This is a genomic window from Actinobacillus lignieresii (assembly GCF_900444945.1).
Taxonomy (GTDB): Bacteria; Pseudomonadota; Gammaproteobacteria; order Enterobacterales; family Pasteurellaceae; genus Actinobacillus; species Actinobacillus lignieresii.
On record NZ_UFRM01000001.1, the window covers coordinates 1547392 to 1567468 of the forward strand.

General features: G+C 40.5%; 17 protein-coding genes and 1 pseudogene. 11 read left to right on the forward strand and 7 right to left on the reverse strand.

The window, feature by feature from the left end; all coding sequences use genetic code 11:
* Positions 1-5: 5 nt before the first annotated feature.
* Genes plsX through yceD form a run of 3 tightly spaced genes read right to left on the reverse strand, consistent with a single transcriptional unit; the run spans position 6 to position 1777 of the window.
* The gene (gene plsX / locus DY200_RS07175) at positions 6-1040 is read right to left on the reverse strand and encodes a phosphate acyltransferase PlsX (protein WP_115587490.1); all 1035 of its coding nucleotides are present in this window, start codon (positions 1038-1040) and stop codon (positions 6-8) included.
* A gap of 24 nt (positions 1041-1064) precedes the next feature.
* Positions 1065-1235 (reverse strand): 50S ribosomal protein L32, encoded by a 171-nt coding sequence (gene rpmF / locus DY200_RS07180; RefSeq protein WP_005598552.1) that lies wholly within the window; start codon positions 1233-1235, stop codon positions 1065-1067.
* 17 nt (positions 1236-1252) lie between these two features.
* Positions 1253-1777 carry a 23S rRNA accumulation protein YceD gene (gene yceD, locus DY200_RS07185; RefSeq protein ID WP_005601997.1) on the reverse strand — a complete coding sequence of 175 codons (525 nt, stop codon included), beginning with the start codon at positions 1775-1777 and terminating at the stop codon, positions 1253-1255.
* A 212-nt stretch (positions 1778-1989) separates the two neighbouring features.
* Here yceD and DY200_RS07190 point away from each other — a divergent pair, with 212 nt between their 5' ends.
* The 10 genes from DY200_RS07190 to DY200_RS07235 all read left to right on the forward strand — a co-directional run bounded on the left by DY200_RS07190 (position 1990) and on the right by DY200_RS07235 (position 11399).
* The gene (locus DY200_RS07190) at positions 1990-2781 is read left to right on the forward strand and encodes a cytochrome C assembly family protein (protein ID WP_115587491.1); all 792 of its coding nucleotides are present in this window, start codon (positions 1990-1992) and stop codon (positions 2779-2781) included.
* Positions 2782-2876: 95 nt separating this feature from the next.
* Entirely contained in the window at positions 2877-4136 is a 1260-nt protein-coding gene (locus tag DY200_RS07195) for an HlyC/CorC family transporter (protein ID WP_115587492.1), read from the forward strand.
* Positions 4137-4514: 378 nt separating this feature from the next.
* The gene (locus DY200_RS07200; RefSeq protein WP_115587493.1) at positions 4515-6029 is read left to right on the forward strand and encodes a sodium-dependent transporter; all 1515 of its coding nucleotides are present in this window, start codon (positions 4515-4517) and stop codon (positions 6027-6029) included.
* A 12-nt stretch (positions 6030-6041) separates the two neighbouring features.
* Positions 6042-6134, forward strand: a complete 93-nt coding sequence (locus DY200_RS07205) for a methionine/alanine import family NSS transporter small subunit (protein ID WP_115587494.1) — start codon at positions 6042-6044, stop codon at positions 6132-6134.
* Between the two features lie 288 nt (positions 6135-6422).
* Positions 6423-7400: a PTS mannose transporter subunit IIAB gene (gene manX, locus DY200_RS07210; protein WP_115587495.1), complete on the forward strand. Its 978-nt coding sequence runs from the start codon at positions 6423-6425 to the stop codon at positions 7398-7400.
* Between the two features lie 12 nt (positions 7401-7412).
* Positions 7413-8213 carry a PTS mannose/fructose/sorbose transporter subunit IIC gene (locus tag DY200_RS07215; RefSeq protein WP_005598566.1) on the forward strand — a complete coding sequence of 267 codons (801 nt, stop codon included), beginning with the start codon at positions 7413-7415 and terminating at the stop codon, positions 8211-8213.
* A 13-nt stretch (positions 8214-8226) separates the two neighbouring features.
* Positions 8227-9063, forward strand: coding sequence for a PTS mannose transporter subunit IID (locus tag DY200_RS07220; protein WP_005598569.1), 837 nt, complete (start codon positions 8227-8229; stop codon positions 9061-9063).
* Positions 9064-9161: 98 nt separating this feature from the next.
* Entirely contained in the window at positions 9162-9620 is a 459-nt protein-coding gene (locus tag DY200_RS07225) for a DUF986 family protein (protein ID WP_005618984.1), read from the forward strand.
* Positions 9617-10822, forward strand: coding sequence for a mannose-6-phosphate isomerase, class I (gene manA, locus DY200_RS07230; RefSeq protein ID WP_115587496.1), 1206 nt, complete (start codon positions 9617-9619; stop codon positions 10820-10822). Before DY200_RS07225 ends, manA begins: the two co-directional genes overlap by 4 nt.
* 61 nt (positions 10823-10883) lie before the next feature.
* The gene (locus DY200_RS07235) at positions 10884-11399 is read left to right on the forward strand and encodes a hypothetical protein (protein ID WP_115587497.1); all 516 of its coding nucleotides are present in this window, start codon (positions 10884-10886) and stop codon (positions 11397-11399) included.
* A gap of 82 nt (positions 11400-11481) precedes the next feature.
* Here the strand turns inward: DY200_RS07235 and apxID are convergent, their stop codons facing one another.
* From apxID to apxIC, 4 genes and pseudogenes are all read right to left on the reverse strand, one after another.
* Positions 11482-12918 (reverse strand): RTX toxin T1SS ABC transporter adaptor subunit ApxID, encoded by a 1437-nt coding sequence (apxID, locus tag DY200_RS07240; protein ID WP_115587498.1) that lies wholly within the window; start codon positions 12916-12918, stop codon positions 11482-11484.
* 8 nt (positions 12919-12926) lie between these two features.
* Positions 12927-15050, reverse strand: coding sequence for an RTX toxin T1SS ABC transporter permease/ATPase subunit ApxIB (gene apxIB, locus DY200_RS07245; RefSeq protein ID WP_115587499.1), 2124 nt, complete (start codon positions 15048-15050; stop codon positions 12927-12929).
* 77 nt (positions 15051-15127) lie between these two features.
* Positions 15128-18197 (reverse strand): annotated as a pseudogene (locus tag DY200_RS07250) (RTX family hemolysin).
* A 9-nt stretch (positions 18198-18206) separates the two neighbouring features.
* A complete protein-coding gene (gene apxIC / locus DY200_RS07255; protein WP_115587500.1) occupies positions 18207-18725 on the reverse strand; it encodes an RTX toxin-activating lysine-acyltransferase ApxIC in 519 nt (172 codons plus the stop codon).
* A gap of 291 nt (positions 18726-19016) precedes the next feature.
* Between apxIC and DY200_RS07260 the strand changes: the two genes are divergently transcribed.
* Positions 19017-20057 carry an ABC transporter substrate-binding protein gene (locus DY200_RS07260; RefSeq protein ID WP_115587501.1) on the forward strand — a complete coding sequence of 347 codons (1041 nt, stop codon included), beginning with the start codon at positions 19017-19019 and terminating at the stop codon, positions 20055-20057.
* Positions 20058-20077 lie beyond the last annotated feature (20 nt).

Sequence of the window (20077 nt, forward strand, 5' to 3'; positions counted from 1 at the left end):
ATTCTCTATAAATTTTGATGTAATCTGTTTAAACCTTGTGAAATTTTATCAGGAATTCCGCTCCGAATCTGCCCGATTGCGTGATCTATCGCATAAAAATATGCATTTACCCCTGCTCCGCCATGGCTTTTTACCACAACCGAAGATAATCCGAGTAAAGTTGCGCCGTTATGACGATCCGGATTGATTTGCTGTAATTTTCGGTAATAACGATAGAAAATCGCACGTAATAAATAACGTTTGGCCGTTTGGCAAAGATGAGAATCGGGCGTCGGCTTTTTTAATAACGAAAGAATATTTTTAGCCGCACCTTCCAAAGCTTTTAAGGCGATATTACCGCTAAAACCGTCACAAATAATCACATCCGCAAAATGATTCATCAACTTATCGCTTTCAATAAAGCCGATATAGTTTAAATCATACCGTTGCTTAAGCAGCTGATGCGTATCACGAATAATTTGATTACCTTTATTCTCTTCGGTACCGATATTTAATAATGCCAAGCGAGGATGAACCAAATCCAACATCACTTCGGCAAAAATATTACCCATTTCCGCAAATTGACATAATAATTGACTGTCAGCTTCCACATTGGCACCGAGATCCAACATCACGCTCGATTTGCCGTTCATACTGGGAATTAAGGTTGTCAATGCGGGACGTTCAATATTCGGCAAAGGCTTTATCAGTAATTTAGCTAAGCCCATCAATGCTCCGGTATTTCCTCCGCTTACACAACCTTGCACCTCTCCTCTCGCTACGGCTTCTAACGCCAGTCTCATAGAACTGCCTTTACTCTGACGTAACGCTTGCGTAAAAGGAATATCCGCCGCGATAATACGAGAAGTATGCACAAAAGTAATTCGTTGTTGCTGTGTTGCCGGAAGAGAATTAAGTAATGGGGAACATTGGCTCTGATCGCCGAATAGAACAAAAGATAACATTGGATTCTTTTCCAATGCTAAAGATAATGCCGGGATAGTAATACGGGGACCAAAGTCCCCGCCCATCACATCTAACGCAAGGGTTAGACGATTCAACTGATACCTCGAAACTAACCGAGATTATTTGTTGATTACTTTACGACCACGGTAGTAACCGTCAGCAGTTACATGGTGACGTAAGTGAGTTTCACCAGTTGTTTTATCTACTGAAACTGCTGCTGTTGTTAATGCATCATGTGAACGACGCATATCACGACGTGAACGAGATTTTTTATTTTGTTGAACAGCCATTGGCTATACTCCTAGATCTAGTTTTTCTTTAAATTAGCTAATACAGCGAACGGGTTAGGTTTTTTCGCCAATTCTTCAGGCAATTCGCCAAACACCTGTTCACTCACGGACACTTCACAGTGTTCTTCACTATGCATCGGGACTAGAGGCAATTCGATGATAAATTCATCTTCAATCATATCTAGTAAATTTACTTCACCGAACTCGTTTACTTCGATTGGTTCATAAATTTCGGGCAAATTGTCCGCCTGATCCATATTGGACACTGGACTGAAACAAAACGAACAGTCAAGCGTTTGTGTAAACGGGTTACCGCATCGTTGGCAATCGAATTCCACTTCCACTGTCGCCGTACCTTTAATAACGGTTAAGCGTTGCGGATCGATATATAACGAGAGAGTAACTTGTGCATCGCTTAGCACATTGCTCACAGATTCACCCAAACGATTAAGCAGACTACGTGAGATGTAGCCTTCGTAATCCATTCGACGCTGAGCGTCTTTATATGGGTCAATGGTGAGGGGTAGTTTTACCTTTTGCATAGGGTGTGCATATTACAGATAGAAAGCAAAATAGTCAAAGAGAAAATCGGATTTTTAAAAAATATCTCATAAGCTAAACTAAATAAACCGAACCGGTTTGATATAAGGTAAACTTATAGAAATTTTTCACGTCTAACCATAGCAAAAAAGCGATAAAACTGGTAATTTGACTACGTATCTGAAAACTATTCTTATTTTTAAACGGGATGACAATGTTATTTGCGATTTTAGCAATGCTGGCTTATGCTGCCGCATTATTATGGGTTACCCCCACACTCGCCAATTTAGAAAACCAAACCGGTGATAAAAAACCGAATCTTAAAGCGGTTTTTGGATTCGGCTTACTTGCCGTATTCTTTCACGCAATCAATTTATCGCAAGAATTGGTGCTGAGCGAGGGCGGTCAGAATTTCTCACTTTCTAACGTAAACTCAATGATGAGCTTATTGCTGACGGCTGTCGCAACACTTGCCTTACCGCGTTGGAAAACCATTTGGTTTCCGTTAATGGTGGTTTATACCTTCGGCATTTGTAGCGTAGCGGCATCCGCCTTTGCCAGCGGTAACTTTATTAAAAATATTGCGCAAAATACCGGTCTGATTTTCCATTTAGGTATTGCGATTTTTTCCTACGCACTCTTTTTCTTAGCGTTAATTTATGCGTTCCAATTAAAATGGTTGGATAATAAACTGAAAAGCAAAAAAGCCGTGTTTTGCAGTATGTTACCGCCGTTAATGACGGTAGAACGCCACTTTTTTACGCTGACGTTAGCCGCTCAAGCGTTATTAACGATAACCCTGATTTCGGGAATGATTTATTTACATAACTTTTTCGCACCGGAACAAATCCATAAGGCAATATTTTCTTTCCTTGCTTGGATTGTTTACAACATCCAACTTTTAGGGCAATGGAAATTCCGTTGGCGTGGAAATCGGGTGCTAATTTATTCGATTTTAGGTACAATGTTATTGACCGTCGGTTATTTCGGTAGTCATATGATCTAAATATCACCTTAGGAAGCGGTTGGATTTTCAGCGTTTTTTGCAAATTTTTATTCAAATCCGACCGCTTAATTATCCACTTACATAGGACATTTATTTTGGACAGTATTCCCCTGAGTACTCTTTTTATTTCACTCGCAATTCTCTTATTCCTTTCTGCGTTTTTCTCAAGTTCCGAAACGGGACTAATGTCGCTCAACCGCTATAAAATGCGCCACCTTGCCGAAAGCGGTCATAAAGGGGCGAAACTTGCGGAGAAACTCCTTAACAAAACGGATGTTTTACTTAGTCTTATCCTTATTTGTAATAACTTAGTCAATATCGCCGCCTCCGCGATTGCTACCATGATCGGTATGCGTTTAGCCGGCGATGCCGGTGTGGCGATTGCCACCGGTGCGCTGACTTTTGTGATGCTGGTTTTCTCGGAAATTCTGCCTAAAACCATTGCGGCGATTTATCCGGAAAAAATCGGCTTTTTCGCCAGTTATATCTTAACGCCGTTAAAAAAATTATTAATGCCGCTTGTGTTCTTGATGAATTTAATCATCAGCGGCTTAATGAAATTATTACGCGTTAAAAAAGATGAAAATAAAGGACTGAGTGCGGAAGAATTACGCGGTGTGGTTTTAGAAGCCGGAAAATTTATTCCGACCGGGCACCAAGAAATGCTAATTTCCATTTTAGATATGGAGAAAGTGACGGTTGAAGATATTATGGTGCCGCGTAACGATATCGGTAGCATTGATATTGATGACGATTGGAAATCGATTATGCGCCAACTTAACCACGCCGCTCACGCCCGAGTCGTGCTTTATAAAGGTAATATGGATAAAAACATCATCGGTATGCTGCGCGTACGAGAGGCGTTCCGTTTACTTTTAGAAAAAGACGAGCCGAGTAAAGAAACGCTGATTCGAGCGGTTGATGAAGTTTATTTCATTCCCGAAGGGACACCTTTAACCACCCAATTAATGAATTTCAAAAGTAATAAAGAACGTATCGGTTTAGTGGTGGACGAATACGGGGATATTAAAGGCTTAGTCACCTTGGAAGACATTCTTGAAGAAATCGTCGGCGAATTTACTACCTCGACCGCACCGACGATAGAAGAAGTCAAACCGCAGTCCGACGGTTCGGTGATTATTGAAGGTTCGGCAAATTTACGCGATCTGAATAAGCTATTTGATTGGAATCTGCCCGTTGATGAAGCCAGAACCTTTAACGGATTGATTCTGGAACATTTAGAGAAAATTCCGGACGAAGATACTCAGTTTAGCTTATATAACCTGAAAATAACGATTCTTGAAGTGAGCGATAATATGGTTAAACAAGCGAAAGTCGAGCCTATGCAAGATTAATCCTCGCCTTATACAAGCGGTGGAATTTGCAAAAAATGTTGTAAATTCCACCGCTTTTTTATTAACCAGAAACGATTAAAGCATATTTTTTAATCAAACAAGTTTAACGCGATTATGCTAATTTAATTAAACGGCATTGATACAAGAAACTACTTAACAGATAAAAATAGTTTTTTAAACTAAATTATCAACATAAATATAGAATAAAATTCTATTAACACCTCTATAAAAGCCTCCTTAATTTTATTTTTCTCTATTTACTTCCCAATAAATCTTAGGCATATTCACACCGTATTAACCTATTCTTGATGACATATTTTCATTTCGAATAACTCTTACAAATTTAGATAAAATAAAATTATATTTGAGGTATATCTCATGTCTTCCAACACTACATCTACCGTAAAACGCGCTACATTTTCCGGTCGAAACGCCTTTATCATTGCCGCAATCGGATCTGCGGTCGGCTTAGGTAATATTTGGCGATTCCCCTACACGACTTATGAAAACGGCGGCGGTGCATTTATTATTCCTTATATCGTTGCGCTTTTAACCGCCGGTATTCCGTTATTATTTTTAGATTTTGCAATTGGGCATCGCCATCGTGCGGCGGCTCCGCTTTCTTTCCGCCGCTTAAATCAACACTTTGAAGTTTTCGGCTGGTGGCAAGTTTTAGTCAATGTCATCATCGGTATTTACTATGCCGTCGTCCTTGGTTGGGCAGCGGTTTACACCTATTTCTCTCTTACAAAAGCTTGGGGAGATAAACCGGTTGATTTCTTTGTCGGCGAATTTCTTAAAATGGGGGATATTGCTAACGGTATCAGCTTTGATTTTGTCGGTATGGTTGTCGGCCCGCTTATCGCCGTATGGATTATCGCCTTAATCGTATTGGCGTTAGGGGTGGAAAAAGGAATTGCGAAAACATCAAGTATTTTAATGCCGGTTTTAGTCGTGATGTTTATTATCTTGGTGATTTCATCCTTATTCTTACCGGGAGCGACCAAAGGTCTGGATGCACTATTTACTCCGAATTGGGAAAAATTAGCGGATCCTAGCGTATGGATTGCCGCATACGGTCAGATCTTCTTTTCGCTCTCCATTTGCTTCGGTATTATGATTACTTATTCATCTTACTTGAAAAAGGACTCTGATCTTACCGGCACCGGTATGGTGGTAGGGTTTGCCAACTCCAGTTTTGAGGTATTGGCAGGAATCGGGGTATTCGCCGCTTTAGGCTTTATGGCGTCCGCATCCGGTCAAGAAGTTAGTGAAGTCGCAAAAGGCGGTATCGGCTTGGCCTTCTTCGCCTTCCCGACTATCATCAACGAAGCGCCAATGGGAACCTTACTCGGCGTATTATTCTTCGGTTCATTAACTTTTGCCGCTTTAACCTCATTTATCTCGGTAATTGAAGTGATTATTGCAGCGGTTCAAGATAAATTAAAATTAGGACGTATTGCTTCAACCTTTACGGTCGGTTTACCTATGATGTTGGTGTCCGTTATCTTGTTCGGTACCACAACGGGGTTACCGATGTTGGATGTAATGGATAAATTCGTGAACAACTTCGGGATCGTAGCGGTTGCATTCGTTTCGTTAGTGGCAATTATTGCCAAAGGTAAGCTAAGTACGCTCGGACATCATATTAATAAAACCTCTTCGCTCAAAGTCGGCACACTATGGCGTTTATGCGTCATTATCACTACCGGTGTATTGGCATTTATGTTATTCAGCGAAATTATTAAAGTCGTTCATGAGGGCTATGAAGGCTATCCGAGCTGGTTTATTAATATTTTCGGTTGGGGAATGGCAATCAGCTTAGTCCTAGTCGCCTTCTTACTCTCTCGGTTAAAATGGAAAAATGAAGCCGAATTTAAATTAGAACAATAAGAGGAAAATAAAATGAGTACTTCAGCAATTATTATGATGTGCATCGCACTAATCATCATCTGGGGCGGATTGGTTCTCGCCGTAAAACGACTACCGAAAGAATAACTTTCTCTACGCCTTAAAACGAATGCCGTTATCTTATACAAAGATAACGGCATTTTTTATGGAATTTATTCTCTGTTTTTTGCCGATATAGATAATTATTTTTATACATAAAGTTAATAAATTGTATGGATTTGGTTATCCGGTGTACGGATATTTTGTTTAAATGAGATACAGATCACAATTTAATAAATTCACAATTGTATTGTGTAAATTTTCGTCTAGAATTTACTCCGATTTTCACTCTATTTGAAAAAACAGTTTCTAAAAAATCCCATTAAGGAGTAAATAATGAGTATTGCTATTATCATAGCAACCCACGGCATAGCCGCCGAACAGCTGCTTAAAACTACCGAGATGCTGATTGGCGAGCAATCCGATGTTGCCTATATTGACTTTGTCCCCGGAGAAAATGCGGAAACCATTATGGGGAAATATCAAGCTAAACTCGCTAACGAGCTGGCGCATTGCGATGAAGTATTGTTTTTAGTCGATACTTGGGGCGGCAGTCCGTTTAATGCGGCGAATCGTACAATCGACGGTAAACAAAATATGAATATTGTTACCGGTGTAAATGTGCCGATGTTAGTCGAAACCTTTATGGCGCGTGATGACGGTCCGTCTTTAGATGAGTTAGTAGAAATCGCTTTAGAAGCCGGTCGTTTAGGCGTACGTGCATTAAAAGAGCAAGAGAAAGAAGAAACGGTTGCGGAACCGGCAGTTAAACCGACACCCGTCGCTCAGCCGACAACGGTACAAAATAACGGCGTCGGACATTTAACTATCGGCTTGGCACGTATCGACGACCGCTTAATTCACGGGCAAGTCGCCACACGTTGGACAAAAGAAAGCCGAGTTACCCGTATTGTTGTCGTCAATGATGATGTTGCTAAAGATACGGTACGTTCAACCATGTTGAAAAGCGTTGCGCCTCCCGGCGTTACCGCACACGTAGTGCCGGTCGATAAAATGATTCGGGTTTATAACAATCCGGAATACGCCGGCGAACGTATGATGCTGCTTTTCACCAACCCGACCGATGTCGTACGTTTGTCGGATGCCGGTGTTACGTTCGAATCGATCAATATCGGCGGTATGGCGTATAAAGACGGTAAAAAAATGATAACTTCCGCAGTGGCGGTGGATGATCAAGACATTGACGCCTTCAAAACATTAGACGCTAAAGGCATTGAGCTGGATGTGCGTAAAGTGTCAAATGACGCTCGTCAGTATATGATGGATTTATTAAAGAAAAACAGCTTAATCTAAAAGGAAACTAAAATGGAAATTTCAACTTTACAAGTCATTCTTGTCTTCCTCGTGTCCTGTATTTGCGGTGCGGGCTCTATTCTTGACGAATTCCAAACGCATCGTCCGTTAATCGCTTGTACCTTAATCGGTTTGGTATTAGGTGATGTAAAAACCGGCGTTATCGTCGGCGGTTCTCTTGAATTATTAGCCTTAGGCTGGATGAATATCGGTGCGGCATTAGCACCGGATGCAGCACTCGCATCGGTTATCTCAACCATCTTAGTCATTGTCGGCGGACAAGATATCGCAACCGGTATCGCCGTCGCCATTCCGTTAGCGGCAGCCGGTCAAGTTTTAACGTATGTGGTTCGCGCCATTACCGTCGGTTTCCAACACGCCGCCGATAAGTCGGTATTAGACGGTAATCTTAATCGCTTAGACTGGATTCACTTCGGTGCATTAATGTTACAAGCGATGCGTATCGCTATCCCTGCGTTAATCGTTGCATTAACCGCCGGTACCGATGTCGTACAAACCATGTTAAATGCCATTCCGGAAGTTGTTACCACCGGTCTGAAAATTGCAGGCGGATTTATTGCGGTCGTCGGTTACGCCATGGTTATCAATATGATGCGTGCCGGTCATTTAATGCCGTTCTTTTATGCAGGATTCGTTATCGCGGCATTTACAGATTTCAACCTAGTTGCGCTCGGCGTACTCGGTACGATTATGGCAGTCCTCTATATTCAAATTCACCCTAAATATAACAAAAGCCAACAAGTCGTCGTTGCGGCAAACCAAGATAACGACCTTGATAACAGATTAGATTAATGGAGAAAATAAAATGACAAACGAAATTAAAAAAGTAACGCAAAGCGATTTAAATGCAGTTGTTCTCCGTTCTAACCTGTTCCAAGGTTCATGGAACTTTGAACGTATGCAGGCACTTGGTTTTATGTATTCCATCTCACCGGTGATCAAACGTTTATATCCGGATCCGAATTCGCAAGAGCGTAAAGATGCGATTAAACGCCATCTCGAATTCTTTAATACTCAGCCTTTCGTTGCCGCGCCGGTATTAGGGGTGACCATTGCAATGGAAGAAGAACGAGCTAACGGTAAAGCGATTGATGATGCAGCGATTAACGGTATCAAAGTCGGCCTTATGGGGCCGTTAGCCGGTGTAGGCGACCCGATTTATTGGGGAACCGCTCGTCCGGTATTTGCCGCACTCGGTGCGGGTATTGCCTTAACCGGTAGTATTTTAGGCCCGATTCTATTCTTTGTACTCTTTAACCTTGTCCGTTTGGCAACCCGTTATTACGGCGTGACTTACGGCTATAAAAAAGGTTTGGATGTCGTACAAGATATGAGCGGCGGCTTATTACAGAAATTAACCGAAGGGGCTTCTATACTAGGTTTATTTATTATGGGTGCGCTTGTTCAGAAATGGACGAGTATAAATGTTCCGCTTGTCGTATCCACCATTAAAATGCAAGACGGTGTCGAACAAACCACGACAATCCAGCAAATCCTAGATAGCTTAATGCCGGGATTATTACCGTTACTTCTAACGTTCGCTTGTATGTGGTTATTACGTAACCGTGTAAACGCACTTTGGATTATCCTCGGATTCTTTGTCATCGGTATCTTAGGCGCAGCGACAGGCGCATTAGCTTAATAAATATCTAAACCACTAAGCGGTCATATTTTTATCAAATTTTGCAAATTTTTGACGAAAAATGACCGCTTGTTTCTTTTTATTTTCGGATCGCACAAATGACAAATTTTATTCTTTTGGTGGGTATTATTGCCGTGATACTGTTCGCTATCTACGATCAAAGTATTATGCCTAAGTTAAAAGGTGAAACCAAACTTGCCGTACGCTTACAAAAACAAGTTAAAGCAGATGCATGGATCCTAATCGGTTTGATTATCTTGCCGATCATTTACGGTATTCAAAACGGGATTGAAGCATTAACCATTTACTTGTTAGCCTTTTCGATTATACTCTGTATCTATACTGCCTTTTTACGTTCGCCTTATTTGCTATTAAAAGAGAGCGGCTTCTTCTTCGGCAATATCTTTTTCGAGTATAAAAATATCGTACAAATTAATCTGGCTGACAATAATATCTTAGTCATCGATTTAAAAAGCGGTAGACGTTTACTCGTGCGTATTCAAGAGAAAGAAGATATTGAAAAAGTCGTGAACTTCTTTGGAGGATATAAACAATGATTTTTAAACTAAAAGGGAAATTTCAGCATTATGTTTGGGGAGGTATGAACTTTATCCCGAATTTCCTTAAGTTATCCGATCCCGATGACAAACCTTATGCCGAATATTGGCTGGGTGCGCATCCCGTTGCCCCTTCCGAAATCCTGTTTGAACAAAATTGGCTTCCTCTGGATAAAGTGATTGAAACGACACCCGAATTACTCGGGGAAAAAATTCGCACCCAATTCGGCGACACATTGCCTTATCTATTGAAAATTTTAGATATAAAACAACCGCTTTCCATTCAAGTTCATCCGACTAAAAATGAAGCCGAGTACGGATTCGAACAAGAAAATCTGCGTAATATTCCGCTTAACGCACCGAATCGAATTTATAAAGACGCCAATCATAAACCTGAAATGATGATCGCATTATCGGATGTCTGGGCGTTGCACGGCTTCAAACTGATTATCGATATTCAAGCCGCGCTTCAAGTACACGACTCGCTCAAACCTATTGCTCAAGCCTTGGAAGAAAAAGGGCTGCCGCTTGTGTATGCGGATATTATGCAAGCCGATAAACAGCAACTTGCTCAATGGATTTTACCGGTCGTCGAAGCCAAACGAGAAGAATATCAAGCGGATAAACTGAAGTTGGATAATCCCGATTACTGGGTTTGTTATATTGTCGAAAATATGCAATCGCCGATTGAAGAAATCGACGGCGGTTTAATTTGTTTCTATTTCTTCAATATCGTGCATATGAAAAAAGGCGAAGGTTTATATCAAGGAGCCGGTTTACCGCACGCTTATTTGCGCGGGCAAAATATTGAATTAATGGCAAATTCGGATAACGTTATCCGCGGCGGCTTAACTCCGAAATATATTGATGTGCCGGCGTTATTACATTCGATAGATTATCGCCCGATTACCCCGAAGATTATTCCGCCTTATCAAGAAAACGACGGTTTCATTCATCTTTATCCGACGCCTGAAGCGAAAGATTTTGCATTGCAACATATGCAATTCAACGCATTTGACGAAGAAAACTTTACGGCCGACTGTGCAAGTATCTTATTGGTGATGAAAGGCAGTATCTATATCGACCTCGGTGAAGAGTCCATTTATCTCCAACAAGGCGAAGCGATTTTCATTGCGGCGGAAAGCCAAGTCGAGATTATTGCCGAATCGGACGGTTATGCGGTCATTGCAACTGTGCCGTAAATCTGACAATATATAGCGTAATATATCAAGTCGGCTTTTAGCTCTCATTACGAGGTGAATTATGAAACACATTAAATTACTTAGCACGGCGGTAGCATCATTCTTTTTAGCGTTTAATGCTCAAGCTGAAGGCAATAAAATTCAACCGACGGTTGAACATAAATCAGTAACTAAAAATGCACCTCTTTCGGCTAAAGAAAAACGCCTTAAACAATTTAATGACAGTATCGGGTTACGTTTTTTCGGTTATGAATTGGCTAAAAATAAAGAAGGGCAGCCGATGGTTAGCTTTAAATACAGTATTGAAAATAAAACCAAACGCAATATTCGTATCGTTCAATGGGCGATAAACTATGTTTACAATGATAAAGTTATCCTCACGCAAGATGCGCCCGTTACCTTTAAAGATAACTTAAAACGCCAAACCACGGCGGAACTTGCCTTTGCCGTACCGGTTTCAGACTTACCGCAAGAAGCACAAGCCGTATTTCTAAACCCGCAAGCACAGCTAACCGCGCAATTTGAAGCACGCCAAATCGTATTTTCCAACGGTGCTAAAATTATTGTAAATAAATAGTCTTTAACAAACGGCAAGCGGTCATATTTCATACGTTTTTTTGCAAAAAAGTAAGAAAATATGACCGCTTGTTTTATCTGCTTTAGCGTTCTCTTAAACTCTCCGAGATTGATTCTTCCAAAGGGCTGAGTAAATAACTAATAACGCTACGTTCTCCAGTTTTAATTTCCGCCGTCACACTCATACCTGATCCAAGTTCAATTTCTTTGCCGTCTTTGCCGGATAAAGTTTTTCTGTCAATAGAAATAATCGAGTTAAAAACTAGACCGAGTTGCGGATGTTCGATGGCTTCCAGCGTGATATTTTTTACTTTACCCATTAAATAGCCGTAACGAGTATAAGGAAAAGTTTCTACTTTGATCACCGCATCCTGACCGACCTCGATAAAACCGATATCCTTATTTTGAATTAACGCCGTTACCTCTAAAACATCATCTTCCGGAGCAATTACCATCAAGGTTTCGGCAGTCGTCACGACGCCGCCTACCGTATGGGTTTTAAGTTGCTGAACCGTACCGGAAACCGGCGCACGAATCACCGAAGCAATTTGACGCTGCTCATTTTTTTCTAATTCGAGCGAAAGCTGTTTCTCCGCTTCAACATTTTGTTTCAACTTCTCCAGAATATCGGCTCTAAACAACTGAGTTATTAAATGTATTTCCTCTTTGGCTTGACGTAAGTCACTTTCCACTTCATTCAACCGAGATTTATACACCGCCAACTCATTTACCGCTTCGATATAACGATTTTCTTGGGTCAATACATCATGTTTAGAAGTCGATTTCGAATTAAATAATTTTTTAAGATCTTTTAATCTTTCATTTTCAACTCGACTGATTCCCTCATATTTACGAATATTGGCTAAAACCGTTTGTTTTTCTGCTTCTCTACGTTGCAAAGCTAATTCTTTTTGATACTTTTGCTTTTGCCAAGCTTCAAATTGCTCGGTGATCAAATAGCGAATTCTGGTTTTATCTTCTTCCGTAGCATGTTTAAATTCATCCTTTGTCAGTTCAATGAGCGGCAACCTATCCGCCGCAACCGCCTCTAATAAAATTTCATAACGATAACGTTCCAATTTAGTCAGCGATAACGAACTTTTGATTTTTTGTTGATCCGCATCGGCTCCCAATGCGGTCAAGTGTAACAGCAACTGATCTTTCTCAACAAATTGTCCGTCTTGCACAAAGATTTCTTTAACCAAGGCGTTTTCAATCGGCTTAATTTCTTTGCTACGTCCGCTAAACGCTAATTTGCCCGTTGCGGTCGCCACAATTTCTACGTGACTGACAATTGAAATAACTAATGCCAAAAATAGGAACAGCATAATTAAATAAGCGATCAATCTCGGTTTTTTTGACACCGGTGTTTCAATCAGCTCTAAGTGTGCAGGTAAAAATTCATTTTCATCCTTTTCTCGATCCGGCGTATCCAATTGATGACGAATTTTCCAGATCTCCGTCCAAACCGTTTTATAGCGTTGGAAAAACTCATATAAACCCATTAGCCATGTTTTCATAAGTCCTCCTATTCCGATTGTAATTGGTGTAAGTAGTGATATAAGCCGTTCGGATCGGCAAGCAGCTCTTTATGCTTACCTTGTTCCACAATCTGACCTTTTTCCATCACAATAATACGGTCGGCATTTTTTACCGTAGATAAACGGTGTGCAATGATAATTACCGTTCTCCCTTTACAAATCTGGTGCATATTGCGCATGATAATATGCTCGGATTCATAATCTAATGCGCTGGTCGCTTCATCAAAAATTAAGATTTTCGGGTTATTCACCAAAGCGCGTGCAATCGCAATACGTTGGCGTTGCCCGCCCGATAGCCCCGCACCTTGCTCACCGACAATCGTGTTATATCCCTCGCGCAATTCGGAAATAAATTCATGTGCGCCGGCTAATTTTGCCGCATGGACAATTTTTTCCATCAACATCCCCGGATCCGCTAAGGCAATATTATCTCGAATACTACGATTTAATAGTACGTTATCTTGTAATACTACTCCGACTTGACGGCGTAACCAATTCGGATCCGCCAATGCCAAATCATGCCCATCTATTAATACCTGACCGTTTTCCGGAATATAAAAACGTTGAATTAGTTTCGTTAAGGTGCTCTTCCCTGAACCTGAACGTCCTACGATACCGATCACTTCACCTTGCTGAATCGATAAATTCACATCATTTAAAATCACCGGCGCATCCGGTTTGTAGCGGAAGCGTATATTACGGAAGGTAATATCGCCTTTAATTTCCGGTAACGCCAATTTTCCTTGATAGCTCTCGGTCGGAGAGTTTAAAACATCACCTAAACGCGTTACCGAAATTCCCACTTGTTGGAAATCTTGCCAAAGTTGCGCCAAACGAATCACCGGTGCAATCACTTGACCGGATAGCATATTAAATGCGATTAATTGCCCAATACTTAAATCGCCTGAAATCACTAAATGTGCGCCTAGCCATAAGGTAATAACCATCACGACTTTTTGAATAAATTGCACGCCTTGCTGTCCGATAGTGGCTAATGTGGTTACACGGAATCCCGCCGATACATAGCTGGCTAATTGCTTATCCCAGATATTAGTCATTTGAGGGGTAACCGCCAACGCTTTAATCGTATTGATTGCAGTCACCGATTCCACCAAAAATGACTGATTGTCCGCACCACGTGCGAATTTTTCATCTAAACGGTGGCGTAAAATAGGGCTGATAAAAATCGACCACCCCATATAAAACGGTAACGAGCCTAAAATCACAAGAGTGAGTTTAGGGCTGTAATACCACATCACTGCAAAGAAGATAAAGGAAAACATTAAATCCAATACGGAAGTGAGTGCTTGCCCGGTTAAGAAGTTGCGGATTTGATCAAGCTCCCGTACACGCGCCACCGTATCGCCGACCCGACGATTTTCAAAATAAGAGATGGGTAACGCCAACAAATGTCTAAATAACCTTGCTCCTAATTCCACGTCAATACGGCTGGTACTATGCGCAAAAATATAAGTACGTAAACCGCTCAATACGATTTCGAACAATACGACTATCGCTAATGCGACCGTGATTACGTTTAAAGTTGAAAAACCGCGATGTACCAAGACCTTATCCATCACGACTTGGAAGAAAAGCGGTGTAATTAAGGCAAAAATTTGCAAAAAAATTGAAACAATTAATGTTTCAACAAAAATCTTACGATATTTAATCACGGCGGGAATAAACCATGTAAAGTCAAACTTCGCCAGCTTGCCTACCATAGATGCGCGAGATGCAATTAAAATCAGTTTACCTTGATATAGGCTTTCAAACTCCGTTTGTTCCAAAATACGAGGATTATGCGTTTCCAAATCAAAGATTAAATACTTTTTTGCTTCGTTATCAATTTTAGTCAGAATGAAATGTTTACCGTCCTCGCGCCATACCAATGCCGGTAACGCAATAAATGCCAAGCGATCAATTGATTTCTTTACTTGTTTTGCCTTAAGTTCTAATGATTTTGCGGCTAATAGCCAAGCGGTTAAATCTAAGCCTTTTCCTTCAATATCGAATTTATGTTTTAGTTCTTCCGGATTTACCGCTATATTGTGATACTGCGCTAAAATCGTGAGCGCATATAATCCGTAATCTTCTTCCTGATGAAAATCCATTTGCTCCTCCGTAAAAAAATAGCAACCCTACACACCTAATATATAGGATTGCTATTTATCATCTAAAAATAACTATCTTAAGCCGCTTGTGCCAAAGAATAACTCAAAGAATTTGTTACATTATTAGCTGAGTTGTTATAGACTAAAGGTCCGCCGGAGCCTACAGAAACTTTTCCGTGATCACCGGTAAATGCGCCTGTAGATGAAATAATTTTTTCTATTTCATTACTAATTGACGTTAATTTATCTTTACCTTGTCTATAGTAATAGTTAGAGGTTAAGTAATATTCATTTTTTCTATGAGTATAATCATCAATGTATTTCTCAAGAAGCTCCGCTGTGAAAACATTTCCGTCTTTATCAATAATCTCCTCAATTTTGCTATTTGAACGACTTAAACCGTCATGTTTTCTAAATTCTTTGAACCAATTTTTGAGAGCAATTTTTGATTCCGCATATTCAAGATTAACATTACCCGGAGCTAAAACGATATCATCACCAATTCGATAATATGCAAGTGAGTCAAAACTAATATCTGCTAAGAATAGTTTATCAACATCTTGCGCACGACCTTGCTCTTCATTGATGGTATGGATACCATAACCGGAACGATAAACATAGAAATCACTACCTGCACTACCTTCAAGATAATCGTTTCCTTCACCGCCTTCTAGGTAATCATTACCTGTACCGCTATAAAGTTTATCGTTACCCTTGCCGCCTAGCAGTACATTATTTGTATCTACGTCGATAGCTTGTAACTCATCATCACCGTCACCACCACTTAAGAAATTATTTCCTCGGTTACCGTATAATTTATCATTGCCGTTTCCGCCATAGATATGGTCATTACCGTCACCGCCTGTAATCGTATCGTTACCGTCATCACCATATAAAATATCGTGACCACCTTTACCTTCGATTTCATAATCGCCATTACTGCCGTGGAAAATATCTGTGAAGTTACTACCAAAGAATTTATCTTTACAGTTACTACCGATAATTTCTTCAACCGAATGTAGCTCGTCTTTAGCAATAAAATTATGATTCAGATGCCCTAATTCATAATCACGATATTCCAATTTTTCACTACGTTTACCGACTGAAGCTTCTTGCGTTTTAGTAACTTCTTTAAGTACTTTTACATCTCCACCTACAACTCTTGAAACGATATATTCACCTCGTTGAGTAGCTTTTGTTCCATCAATCGTTAAATAGCCTGTATCTGTTTTATCGTAGTACACCACATCATGTCCGTTACCCGCATGTATAATTGATGAACCGGATGCAAGATATATACGATCATTTTTCTCACCTAGATGAGATTCGATAGTTACATGTCTTTGAGTACCATTTTTCTCAACTGCAAATTGGATAAGATTCGTATAGTCATAAATCGCATTATGTGACTGCACACCGGTTACCACCCATTTTTCTTTACCTTTAACGAATAATTCGGTCATATATTCGTATTTACCGGTTTGCTTACGCTCACGAATCTCTTCACCTACGGTAAAGACCGGCGTAACAAATTTCAATAAAGTGGTTTTGTTAATTGAAGAAAGGTCGATTTTACCTTCAAGCGGATCAAACACTTTTTTATCAAAACGATCCGGATCTTTCTCTAACAATTTTCCTTCTTCAAAGAAATCGACATAAGCCTTACCGCTTTTCGCATCCGCACCTTTACGGGTGATACCGGCAAGTTCACCTATATTCACATCCCAACGTTGTTGCGTGATTGCCACCACTCGTTCTACCGAATACTCTTTATTGTATTGTGATAACAACTCAAAGGTATCTTCTAAGAATGCGGAATGGCGAGCGTCATAACCGTTTTCAAAATAGTTCTTACCGTGTTTTTTCTCCCATTCATCAATCTTATTCGCTAATTTCGTTGCCACTCTCTCAAAGATTGCTTGCTTAGAAGCGTCTAAAATACCTGAAATGATACCGGTAATTGCACTGACTAAAGCGGCTACCGGCGCACCGACTAATGAACCGGTTGCAGCGGCACCGACACCTGCGGAAGCTGCACTTAATACGCTGTTAATCGTGGTTAATGCCGCCTCAATCGCACCGGTTTCACGGTAGAATGACGCTAATAAACTATCGCCTTCATAACCGAATTTTTTAAAACGTTCGGAATATTGTTCAAGCTGTTTCGCACGCTCAAATTTATCCGCCACGTTTAAGAATGAAAGCGGGCTAATCGCTAATGCAACCACCGAACCGATTAAACCGCCGGTTGCCGCCGTGGTGGATAAACCTGCCGCCACACGCTGCGCAATAATATATTGAGAAACAGCTTTACCTATATTTCCTAAAATTTTGGTTGAGATTTCAATCCCTGCCGCCGCTTTCGTACCTGCATCCGCATCTTTATTACTTAAAATGAATGAAGCGGAAACGACCGATAAGATACCCGATACGGCATCGAATCCCGGACCGGCAAGACTTAAATCCGGAAGGTTATTTAACTTACTTGCCAAACCGCTTAAGCGAGTGTTAGATAAGGCACTGCCCAATTTACCTAATTGTTCGGCAAACGCATCTACCGTACCCGTTGCACTTGCAATGTTATCGACTAACTGAGCGGCTAGATCCCCGCTTTAGCTAATTCCGAACTACTAACGTCTTCACCGTTTCTACGACGACGAAGCAGGCTGTCAAGATCCATACCCGCAATAGCCGTACCTAAAAAACTTTGTAAAGCGGAAAGTGCTGTTTGCGTTTTATTTAAACGTTGCCCTAATGCTTCCGATGAACCGCCAAGCGATTTACTTAATTTTTGGTTCTTATTCAGTAACTTATCTAACTGAGGTGCAAATAATGCGATGCCTCGTTCCGAGAAACCTAACAGTTTTCAGTCGTACCGAATAATTCTTTCGCTAATGCGGTACCGTCTTTTTCCGAGCGATGTACTTCGATCCCTAAAGCCTCCGCTGCTTTCACTAAATCATTAAGACTTGAGCCGGTACTAGCTTGATAATCTTTCGGAATATATAAAATTAATTTCTGCCCTGCTTGCTTTGCCTGCCCCAAACCATTTTTTAATGCGCCGGCACCTGATTTAGCTGCACTTTTTGTATGTTGATTAAGTGAATCAATCAATCCTTTGACTCTATCGAGCTGAGAGTTACTCATATTGTCTCCTTAGCTATTTACTAATGAAAATTTAAAATTTTGTTTATTTTTTAGTTCACTCATTAATTCAAAGTGATATTGTTGAAAAATTTTACTTGCCAGTTTCTTATCAATTTTTCCTCCATGAAATTCTGAAATTTTCCCTACTCGAGAGTCCGGATCAACTCGAATAGCCCTAAACAGCTCATTCGGGAAGTTATCTCGCATATGTTTGTATAATGCGTCACTATCTCCGAACGGTGCTATCCAATCTATAAACCATCGACGATCGCCGGAAGTCCAATCATCCGCAACTAGCGAGGCAACATCATCAAGGTATTTAATTTCATTTTCTAAATTCAAATTTGCCCAGCTACAAAATGCAATAGGAAAACCGTCACGCTTTAACAAAACATATTGATTACTCTCAATTGCGGGTAGCACATTAATTGCTAACAAAGAAAGCGGCCACTTTCGATGTAAAGGGGAACTTGCCCATAACCATGCAACCTCGCCTAACACTTCAAACCCATTAATTTTTTTAGTCATTCATTCCCCCCAGATTAGATAACGGTATTGTCGTTCGTCTAACCCAAATGTAAAAATTTACTGATAAATATTTAAAAGTGTAAACTTTTTAATATTTATGAAAATTATAAATATATAAAAACAAATCTTACATTGTTGTTTTTTATAAAATATCGGCAATTAATCTTATATTTTGTGAACTGCTTCACGGTATTTTTTATTCAATTACGGTAAATTAGTTTTAATAAGAAGAATGCGGATGATTAAATTCACCGCATTTTGTTGATTTATGCTCAATATAAGGCTTTGATTATGAAATTTGGAAAACTTTCTTTAGCGGTTTCAACCGCATTACTCGGTGCGGGTCTAATGTTTAGTTCTGCGGCACAAGCAAAAGGGCGTTTAGTGATTTACTGTAGTGCGACCAATGTGATGCGTGAGAATGCGGCAAAAACATTCGAACAAAAATATGATGTGAAAACCTCTTTTATCCGAAACGGTTCCGGAAGTACTTTTGCAAAAATTGAAGCGGAAAAAAATAATCCGCAAGCGGACGTTTGGTACGGCGGTACTTTAGACCCGCAATCGCAAGCAGGCGAATTAGGTTTATTGGAAGCATACCGTTCGCCGAATATCGACCAAATTATGCCGAAGTTCCAAGATCCGGCAAAAGTAAAAGGTAACTTAAGTTCGGCGGTATATATCGGCATTTTAGGCTTTGCGGTAAATACCGAACGTTTGAAAAAATTAGGCATTGAAAAGATTCCGCAATGCTGGAACGATTTAACCGATCCTAAATTGAAAGGCGAAATTCAAATTGCCGATCCGCAAAGTTCAGGCACAGCCTATACCGCTATCGCAACTTTCGCTCAACTTTGGGGCGAAGATAAAGCGTTCGATTACTTCAAACATCTCCATCCGAATATTTCTCAATATACCAAATCGGGTATCACACCGGCACGTAATGCCGCTCGTGGCGAAACTACGGTCGGTATCGGCTTCTTACACGACTATGCGTTAGAAAAAGAGCAGGGCGCACCACTTGAAATGGTTGTGCCGTGCGAAGGTACCGGCTATGAATTAGGCGGTGTGAGTATCTTAAAAGGTGCGAGAAACTTAGATAACGCTAAATTATTCGTTGATTTCGCGCTTTCTAAAGAAGGTCAGGAAACCGCATGGAAAAAAGGTCAAGCTTTACAAACGCTAACCAATACCACGGCTGAACAATCGCCGCTTGCTTTTGATCTTACTAAACTCAAACTGATCGATTACGATTTTGAAAAATACGGTGCAAGTGACGAACGTAAACGCTTAATCAATAAATGGGTTGATGAAGTAAAATTAGCGAAATAATTATTCGCCTTTGATAAGCG